At 72.7% G+C, this 7,678-nt stretch carries 10 protein-coding genes; 6 read left to right on the top strand and 4 right to left on the bottom strand.

What is annotated here, in order from left to right:
• Nucleotides 1-455: 455 nt before the first annotated feature.
• From ABT336_RS26075 to ABT336_RS26055, 5 genes are all read left to right on the top strand, one after another.
• On the top strand, nt 456-815 hold the full coding sequence (locus ABT336_RS26075; RefSeq protein ID WP_350900042.1) for a hypothetical protein: 360 nt from the start codon (nt 456-458) through the stop codon (nt 813-815).
• Nucleotides 816-1,131: 316 nt separating this feature from the next.
• Nucleotides 1,132-1,923 carry a hypothetical protein gene (locus tag ABT336_RS26070; RefSeq protein ID WP_350900040.1) on the top strand — a complete coding sequence of 264 codons (792 nt, stop codon included), beginning with the start codon at nt 1,132-1,134 and terminating at the stop codon, nt 1,921-1,923.
• Between the two features lie 224 nt (nt 1,924-2,147).
• Nucleotides 2,148-2,507, top strand: a complete 360-nt coding sequence (locus ABT336_RS26065; RefSeq protein WP_350900038.1) for a DUF1232 domain-containing protein — start codon at nt 2,148-2,150, stop codon at nt 2,505-2,507.
• Between the two features lie 7 nt (nt 2,508-2,514).
• Complete coding sequence (locus ABT336_RS26060; RefSeq protein ID WP_350900036.1) at nt 2,515-2,925, top strand: PPOX class F420-dependent oxidoreductase; 411 nt, start codon at nt 2,515-2,517, stop codon at nt 2,923-2,925.
• A 43-nt stretch (nt 2,926-2,968) separates the two neighbouring features.
• On the top strand, nt 2,969-3,307 hold the full coding sequence (locus ABT336_RS26055) for a hypothetical protein (protein ID WP_350900034.1): 339 nt from the start codon (nt 2,969-2,971) through the stop codon (nt 3,305-3,307).
• A gap of 51 nt (nt 3,308-3,358) precedes the next feature.
• Here ABT336_RS26055 and ABT336_RS26050 read toward each other — a convergent pair whose 3' ends face one another.
• The 3 genes from ABT336_RS26050 to ABT336_RS26040 all read right to left on the bottom strand — a co-directional run bounded on the left by ABT336_RS26050 (nt 3,359) and on the right by ABT336_RS26040 (nt 5,291).
• The gene (locus ABT336_RS26050; RefSeq protein WP_350900032.1) at nt 3,359-3,589 is read right to left on the bottom strand and encodes a ferredoxin; all 231 of its coding nucleotides are present in this window, start codon (nt 3,587-3,589) and stop codon (nt 3,359-3,361) included.
• A gap of 14 nt (nt 3,590-3,603) precedes the next feature.
• Nucleotides 3,604-4,809: a cytochrome P450 gene (locus tag ABT336_RS26045; protein ID WP_350900030.1), complete on the bottom strand. Its 1,206-nt coding sequence runs from the start codon at nt 4,807-4,809 to the stop codon at nt 3,604-3,606.
• A gap of 311 nt (nt 4,810-5,120) precedes the next feature.
• A complete protein-coding gene (locus ABT336_RS26040; RefSeq protein ID WP_502891270.1) occupies nt 5,121-5,291 on the bottom strand; it encodes an antitoxin in 171 nt (56 codons plus the stop codon).
• A gap of 166 nt (nt 5,292-5,457) precedes the next feature.
• On the opposite strand from ABT336_RS26040, the gene ABT336_RS26035 reads away from it, so the two are divergent.
• On the top strand, nt 5,458-6,594 hold the full coding sequence (locus tag ABT336_RS26035; protein WP_350900026.1) for an AI-2E family transporter: 1,137 nt from the start codon (nt 5,458-5,460) through the stop codon (nt 6,592-6,594).
• A 13-nt stretch (nt 6,595-6,607) separates the two neighbouring features.
• On the opposite strand, the gene ABT336_RS26030 is transcribed toward ABT336_RS26035, so the two are convergent.
• Entirely contained in the window at nt 6,608-7,261 is a 654-nt protein-coding gene (locus ABT336_RS26030) for a dienelactone hydrolase family protein (RefSeq protein ID WP_350900024.1), read from the bottom strand.
• Nucleotides 7,262-7,678 lie beyond the last annotated feature (417 nt).

Raw genomic sequence — 7,678 nt, 5'->3', positions numbered from 1 at the left:
CCCGCCCCTCCGACACCCCGCCCCTCCGACACCCCGCCCCTCCGACACCCCGCCCCTCCGACACCCCGCCCCTCCGACACCCCGCCCCTCCGCCCCTCCGCCCCTCCGCCCCTCCGACACCCCGCCCCTCCGACACCCCGACCCTCCGACACCCCGACCTCCCGACCTCCCGACACCCGACACCGACACCGACACCGACACCGACACCGACACCGACACCGACACCGACACCGACACCGACACGGGCGATTTCCTTGATCGTTTGCGGTTTACCTACCCGACACGCCGGGAGGGGAGTAGGTAAACCGCAAACGATCAAGGAACGCGTTGGTGTGACAGCAGGCGTCGTCGTTTCATCCCCTGTGGACCGACACAGAGTGGTGTCGTGGCCGCAGTCACGTAACGGATTCCCGCTGCCGCATGCGATCCACGCGCCGTACCGCTAGGTTGTTCAGATGCCTCCCGCGACAGCCACCCATCCGACGTGGTGGGCGGCGCTGTGCGCGCTGCGGGATCTGACCCGCCTGGCGGCGACCGTCCTGGTCCTCGCCTTCGGCCTCGGAGGGGCGACCCTCTCCCTCACCGAGGCCACCGCCACCGCGTCGGTGACTCCGACTGTGGTGACGAGTCACGTCGCCGACCTCCGCCCGGAGCCGTCAGCGGTGACCACGGTCGCAGAGCCGGCCCCGCAGGAACAGTCGACGGCAGGCGAGCCCGAGTCGCCGCCGCCCGCGATCGTCGCCGAGGCGGCACAGCGGGCGGGGTCGCCCCTGACACCGGGGGTTCCCGACCGGCGCGGCCCGCCGCAGAACTGACCGGCGGTCGTCACCGCAGCACTGACCGGCGCGGCCCGCCGCAGCACTGACCGGCGCGGCCAGCCGCAGAGCTGACCGGCGGTCGTCACCGCAGCACTGACCGGCGGTCGCCGCCGACCAGGAGCAGCCGACCAGGAGCCGCCCACCAGGAGCCACCCCCGGCACCACCGGCGACCGGTAGCCGACCGGCGCCCGAGGGGCACCCCGCTGACGAACGCACGGCCCGGTGTCCGCCCGCCCGGGACACCCCGATTCTCTTGTTCCACCCGCCTTTCCCCCGCCGCCCTTCCCCTCCGTCGAACCCGAGGTGCTGGTGATGCAGACCGTCCTCTCATCCTTCATGATCGATATCCCGCAGGCCGCCGTGATCTGGCTGGCTCTGCTCACAGTGGTCGGCGTCGCCGTCGCCGCGCTCCTGGCCCGCCCCGGGAGACTCCGCCTCGGCGTGGCGAGCCGGATCAGCCAGGCCGCCATGCCGAGCAGGCGCGACGACGACGGGGCCGACGAGGAGGAGCGGGAACGGGACCGCTACGCCCAGGAGATCGCGGTGGCGGCCGACCGGGCGGGCACCACCGCCCAGCGGCGTCGGGCCGAGTGGCTGGCCGCCCAGGAGGAGGTCGAGTCGGCCTGGACGGCGTACCAGGAGTCGGAGGAGAACGTCGGTCGGCTCATCACCGCCGCCTCGATGCCCCTGCCCCACACCGCGCAGACCCCCTCCGAGTACGCCGACCGGGAGCGGTTCATGCACCGGACGGCGCTGGACGCGTACTGGCGGCGGGAGATCTCCGTCGAGCAGCTCAGCGACGTCTTCGGACACCGCAACGGGTGGGACCCGCGTCGGCACCCCGTCGAGCAGGAGCTGTTCCTGCACCAGGCGGTACGCGACAACCTGTTCGCCCGGCACGAGGCGGCCCGGGAGAAGGAGCAGGCAGCGTGGCGGACCGCCGAGCTGGCAGTCGCCGCCGCGAACAGCCTCCGCGCCGAGGCGATCGCCGCCGCCGAGCCGGCCCCGGTCGCCGAGCAGCCGTTGCTGCCCTTCTCCGACACCATGGAGGTGCCGGTGGTCGCCCCCCGCCGACGGGGACGCGCCACCGCCCCGGCGTTCTGACGAGGTTGGACGCACCCGGGCGGCGAAGTCCGCCCGGGTAGAGGACGGGCGAGCGCTCACGGCGGGCGAGCGCTCACGGCGGGCGAGCGCTCACGGCGGGCGAGTGCTCACGGCGGGCGAGTGCTCACGGCGGGCGAGTGCTCACGGCGGGCAGACGGAGGCGCGGGGGCCGGAAGGCGCGGCGTCCCGGTGGCGGTGTCGGTGGGCTGAGTTAGCGTGGTGTCATGTCCCAGGAGACGTGGCTGTTCGTCGTTCTCGGTGGTGCCCTGGCCGTGGCGACGCTCGTCGGTGCGGCGCTGTTGGCCTTCCGGCTGTGGAAGACCCGGCAGATGCTCGGTGCCCTGGGGGCCAAGGGGAAGGTGGCCTTCTACGGCGCGCTGGCCTACACCATCCTGCCGGTGGACCTGCTGCCCGACCCGATCTATCTGGACGACATCGGGGTGCTGGCCGCCGCCCTGCTCTACCTGGCCCGGCTGGCCCGCAAGCGGGGCGACTCCACCCCCGCCGACTCCACTTCCACCGACTCCGCCCGTCCGGTCTCGGCCGCGCCGGACGCCGGACGGCTCACCAGGCCCGTGCCATGATCGGGAGATGTCACCGAACCGGGCCGACCACCGGCTGGACCCGCGCGACGACCGGGTCACCCGGTTCTGCGCCGAACGCCACCTCGCCACGCTGACCACCCTGCGGCCGGACGGGACGCCGCACGTCGTACCGGTCGGGGTGACCTTCGACGGCGAGTCCGGCATCGCCAGGGTGATCACCTCGCGGACGTCGCTGAAGGCCCGCAACGTCGCGGCTGCCCCGCACTCCCCGGTGGCGGTCTGTCACGTCGACGGGCGGCGGTGGCTGACCATCGAGGGCCGGGCCGTCGTCCAAGCCGACGCCGACTCGGTCCGCGAGGCCGAGCAGCGGTACGCCGACCGTTACCGCACCCCACGCCCCAACCCGGACCGGGTGGTCATCGAGATCACTGTGACCCGCCTCCTCGGCAGCCTCTAGCGACACGTCCCACGCACGTCATCCCGAAAGAACCGGCCCGACGGTGAACTGGCCGCCACCGGATACGTCAGTCAACCTCGGCCAGGAGCTGGCGGACTATCGAAGCAAGGGCAGCCTGCCCCAGGGCTGCCCAAACGACGTCAGACACCTCGTCGAGCGTTTCGGAGCGCTCAGGGGCGAGGTGAAGGAGTTCGCCGCCGACCAGTGGGACGGCCGGGACACGATGAGGTGGGACGCACTTCTGGCGGCCGCCAACATGAACTACCAGGCGGAGATGGGACCGGGCACGCTCACATCCGCCGCCGCAGCATCCGCCCCGGGGCAACCGGCCGGGACGGTGACGACGAGGAACTCGGCCCACCGACGACGGCCGGCGCGCTGACCGGGTTCCGGTGGGGACGACCCGGCCTGCCGGTGGCAGGCCGGGTCCGCCTCAGGGTTGCGGGGCGACAGGGTCGCCGGTCTCAGCGTCGGTGACGGTGATCGCCTCCATCGGGCAGGAGTCGGCCGCGTCCCGTACCTCCTCGGCCGGGTCGACCAGCCCGGCCAACGGCTGTGACAGCCCGTCGACGAGTCTGAAGTGGGTCGGGGCGGTGCTGGCGCAGATCCCGGCCCCGATGCACTGGGCCTGGTCGACGCGGACCCGCCAGTCGTTCTCCCCCATCGGATTCCTCCTCGCTACCAGGCGACAGGCAGGGCGGTCAGGCCGCGTACCAACAGCCCTGTCTTCCAGGTCAGCTCCGACTCGGGCACCGCCAGGCGCAGGTCGGGGGTACGGCGTACCAACGTTTCCAGCATCACCTGCAACTCCATCCGGGCGAGCTGTGCCCCGACACAGTGGTGTGCCCCGTGACCGAACCCGACGTGCGGGTTGACCACCCGGGACAGGTCGAGGGTGTCCGGGTCGGTGAAGACCCGCTCGTCGCGGTTGGCCGAGACGATCGAGGCGATCACCGGTTCACCGGCCCGGACCAGGACCCCGCTCAGCTCGACGTCCTCCAGGGCGTACCGGGGGAACGCGGCGGTCGCGCCCAACGGGATGAACCGCAGCAGCTCCTCGACCGCGCCGGGGATCAACTCCGGCTCGGCACGCAGACGCTTCCAGCCGCCCTCCTCGGTGAGCAGGACGTACACGAAGTTGGGAATCTGGGTCACTGTGGTCTCGTGCCCGGCAGCCAGCAGACCGGCGGCGAGCTGGACGACCTCCTCCTCGGTGAGCCGGTCGGCGTCGGCGTCGCGGGCCTGCACCATCGCGGTCAGCAGGTCGTCGGTCGGCTCCTGCCGACGGCGGGCGATCAGCCCGGCCATGTAGTCGAACAGGTTCTGGATGTACGTCTGCGTCTGCTCGGCGCTCAGCGAGGTGGTGGAGACGATCGCCTCCGCCCAGGTGTGGAACCTGTCCTGGTCGGTGACCGGGACACCGAGCAGGTCGCAGATCACCCGGATGGGCAGCGGCGTGGCGAGGTGTGCCACCAGGTCCGCCGGAGGACCGGCGGCGAGCATCCCGTCGACCAGTTCGTCGGCGACCGCCCGGGTCCCCTCCCGCAGCCGCTCCACCCGACGGGCGGTGAACGCCTTGGCGATCAGTCGACGCAGCCGGGTGTGGTCCGGCGGGTCCATCCCGAGCATCCCGGAGGCGGGGAGGCGCTCGGTGTTGCGGGGCTCGTCACGTCCGGCGGCGGCGGCCCGGCTGAACCGGGGGTCGCCGAGGACGGTTCGCACGTCGGCGTACCGGGTGGCGAGCCAGAACGGCTCACCGTAGGGCAGACGCACCCGGACCAGCGGCTCGTCCCGGCGCAGCTGGGCGTACCGGGGGTCGAGGTCGAGCCGGTGGGGCGGGCTGAACGGGTAACTGGGCGCAGCGGTCTGGGGTGCAGCGGTCAACGAGGACTCCCTGTGGCTGTGCGGCACCGTCGATGGGCGGCGTCGGTCCGTCGACACGACCCCACAGTGGGTCATGCCTCGACTGCGCATGGTAGCGACAGTCCTCGATCGCCGCCAGGGCGTCATGACCCGGCGGCCCGGGTTATGACCCGGCGGCCCGCCTCCTGGCCCGGCGGCCCGCGTCATGGCCCGGCGGGGCCGTCGGCGGACACGGTCACAGCGGGAAGCACCCACGCACCGGGCGGGCCGGAAAACGCCTCCGGCCGCCCCCGAGCACCCCGCGAGGGCTCGGGAGCGGCCGGGCAGCGAACTCAGCGCGCCTGGTCGCCGTCCCCGGTACGCCGCTGGGCCTGGTCCACGCCCTTGTCGATCTGCTCGTCGTACTTGCCGCCGGTCCGCTTGTCAGCCATGTCCCCGGCCTTCTCCAGCCCCTGGTCGACCTGCTTGTCGTGCTTGTCGGCGACGTCCTTCGCCCGGTTCATGAAGTCGCTCACGACGATCTCCCCTCAGCTCGGTTCCGAGAATTGCCTTCCCTGCGCGGGATCCACGAAACCCGCTGCCGATCGGATCGGACACCCGACCGTCGCTGTGGGTGTCGACGGCACTCCGGGCGGGTAACGCCATCTCCGGACACCGAGGAGGCCCGGCGTGAAGCGGGACGATTCAACAGGGCGTACGCCCGACACGGCGGGGACAGACACCTCCGCGACGTCCGTCGACCCGTCGGAGGCGGTCGACGGGACCGGCCCTCGGCAGACCTGGGCCGCCCTGCCCTGGCTGGTCCGCACGGCGGTGGTGTGGAGCACCTGCCTGGTGCTGATCGCCGCCGGGCTCTACCTGGTCGGCAGGATCGCGGTCCTGCTCGCCCCGCTGGCCATCGCGCTGGCCGTCACCGTCTTCCTCACCGCCCTGCTCGACCCGGTGCAGTTGCTGCTGCGCCGGCTCCGGCTGCCGGCCGCACTGGCCGCGCTGCTCACCGTCCTGCTCCTGCTCGGGATCCTCGGCGGCGTCGGCGCCCTGGTCTGGACCCTGACCGCGGACCAGTTCGGCGAGCTAAGCGACGAGTTGGGTCAGGGGCTGGAACGCACCCGGGACTTCGTCACCTCGACGCTGCCGGTGACCGACGAGCAGCTGAACCGGGTGGTCGAGCAGGCCCGGCAGGCGTTCGGGCAGAGTTCGCTGGACCCGGTCGCCGGGGTACGGACCGCAGGGGAGGTCCTCGGGGCCACACTGCTCGCCCTGGTCCTCTTCTTTTTCATGCTCAAGGACGGCCGGTCGATGTGGCAGTGGGTGCTGCGTCGGATGACCGGCCCGAACCGGGAGGTCACCGCCGAGGCCGGTCGGGCGGGATGGCGGACCCTGGGGGCGTACAGCCGGGGCACTCTGTTGATCGCCGCGATCGACGCGATCGGCATCGGAGTGGCCCTGGTCCTGCTCGACGTTCCGCTGGCCCTGCCACTGGCGCTGATCACGTTCTTCGGCGCGTTCGTCCCGATCATCGGAGCGACGGTGGCCGGGGCGTTCGCGGTCCTGGTGGCACTCGCCGCGCAGGGTCCGACGGTGGCGCTGCTGACCCTGGGGGCGGTGATCCTGGTCCAGCAGACCGAGGGCAACTTCCTGGAGCCGTTGATCATGAAGCGACAGGTCCGGCTGCACCCGGCGGTGATCCTGGTGGTGGTCACCGGAGGCACCCTCGTCGGCGGGATCGCCGGGGCCTTCGTCTCGGTCCCGATCGCGGCAGTGGCCTACCGGGTGGTGGACACCGTCCACCGCCACCGCCGGTGACGGACGGGGCACCTCACCCCAGGTGACCGGCGAACCAGTCGGCGGCGGCGTCGGCCACCCGGTCCAGGGTCCCCGGCTCCTCGAACAGGTGGGTGGCTCCCGGCACCACCCGCAGCTCACCCACCCCCTCCGGGAGCTGCGCGAGCGCCTCCTCGTTGAGCGTCAGCACCTGCTCGTCGAGGCCGCCCACCAGCAGGAGCGTCGCCGCGCGTACCTGGGTCAGGGCGGGACCGGCGAGGTCGGGCCGACCACCCCGGGAGACAACCGCCGCCACCGTGTCGCTGCGACGAGCGGCGGCGACGAGTGCCCCGGCCGCCCCCGTACTGGCCCCGAAGAGCCCCACCGGCAGTCGGCGGAGAGCCGCCTCGGTCCGCATCCAGTCCACTGCGGCAGTCAACCGGTCGGCAAGCAGGTCGATGTCGAACCGCAGCTCCGCGGTACGGGCGTCCACCCGCTCCTCCTCCGGGGTGAGCAGGTCGACCAGCACCGTGCCCAGGGAGCGTCGGTGCAGCACCCTGGCCACCGCCGTGTTCCGTGGGCTGTGCCGGGAGCTGCCACTACCGTGCGCGAAGAGGACCACCCCGGTCGCGTCGGTGGGCAGCACGAGGTCGGCCGGGAGTCCCGCCCCGGCCACCGGGATCGTCACCGCGCTGGTCAACGTGTCCATCTCCGACCTCCGCAACCACCGGCCGCCGATCGGCCGCGCCGGGGTTACCCGCGTCGGGCCTGAAACTCACCAGCCAGCCCACAGCGGCCCGATCCAGGGTCCGCCCGGCCCGGCCAGGGTCCGCCCGGCCCGGGGGTGGACCTCACCGGCGGTGGGCCCCGCCGACGACCGATCCCGTTTGCCGGGTCCACCGACGGGTAGGCGCAGTCGTCCCCGATCGGGGACGACTCGTCAGGAGCGGGGGATCGGCGATGGCGAAACGACAGGGCAAGGACCGTAAGACCGACGACCAGGAACAGCGCCGGGTCGACGCCGAACGCGGCCGGGACTGGGCCGACGATGCCGCGCAGGCGCGGACCGCCGACGACCCTCGGGCCGTGGCCCCGCACGACGCCGCCGGACGCCCCTCCACCGGCG

Source organism: Micromonospora sp. NPDC000207 (assembly GCF_040300925.1).
In the GTDB taxonomy this organism is placed as follows: domain Bacteria; phylum Actinomycetota; class Actinomycetes; order Mycobacteriales; family Micromonosporaceae; genus Micromonospora.
The sequence above is the reverse complement of the archived record's forward strand: the minus strand, read 5'-3'. Positions and strand labels throughout refer to the sequence as shown.

Coding starts and splice junctions, on each gene's coding strand:
- ABT336_RS26075 (WP_350900042.1), top strand. CDS start 456: ATGCCTCCCGCGACAGCCACCCATCCGACGTGGTGGGCGGCGCTGTGC.
- ABT336_RS26070 (WP_350900040.1), top strand. CDS start 1,132: ATGCAGACCGTCCTCTCATCCTTCATGATCGATATCCCGCAGGCCGCC.
- ABT336_RS26065 (WP_350900038.1), top strand. CDS start 2,148: ATGTCCCAGGAGACGTGGCTGTTCGTCGTTCTCGGTGGTGCCCTGGCC.
- ABT336_RS26060 (WP_350900036.1), top strand. CDS start 2,515: ATGTCACCGAACCGGGCCGACCACCGGCTGGACCCGCGCGACGACCGG.
- ABT336_RS26050 (WP_350900032.1), bottom strand. CDS start 3,589: ATGGGGGAGAACGACTGGCGGGTCCGCGTCGACCAGGCCCAGTGCATC.
- ABT336_RS26040 (WP_502891270.1), bottom strand. CDS start 5,291: ATGAACCGGGCGAAGGACGTCGCCGACAAGCACGACAAGCAGGTCGAC.
- ABT336_RS26030 (WP_350900024.1), bottom strand. CDS start 7,261: ATGGACACGTTGACCAGCGCGGTGACGATCCCGGTGGCCGGGGCGGGA.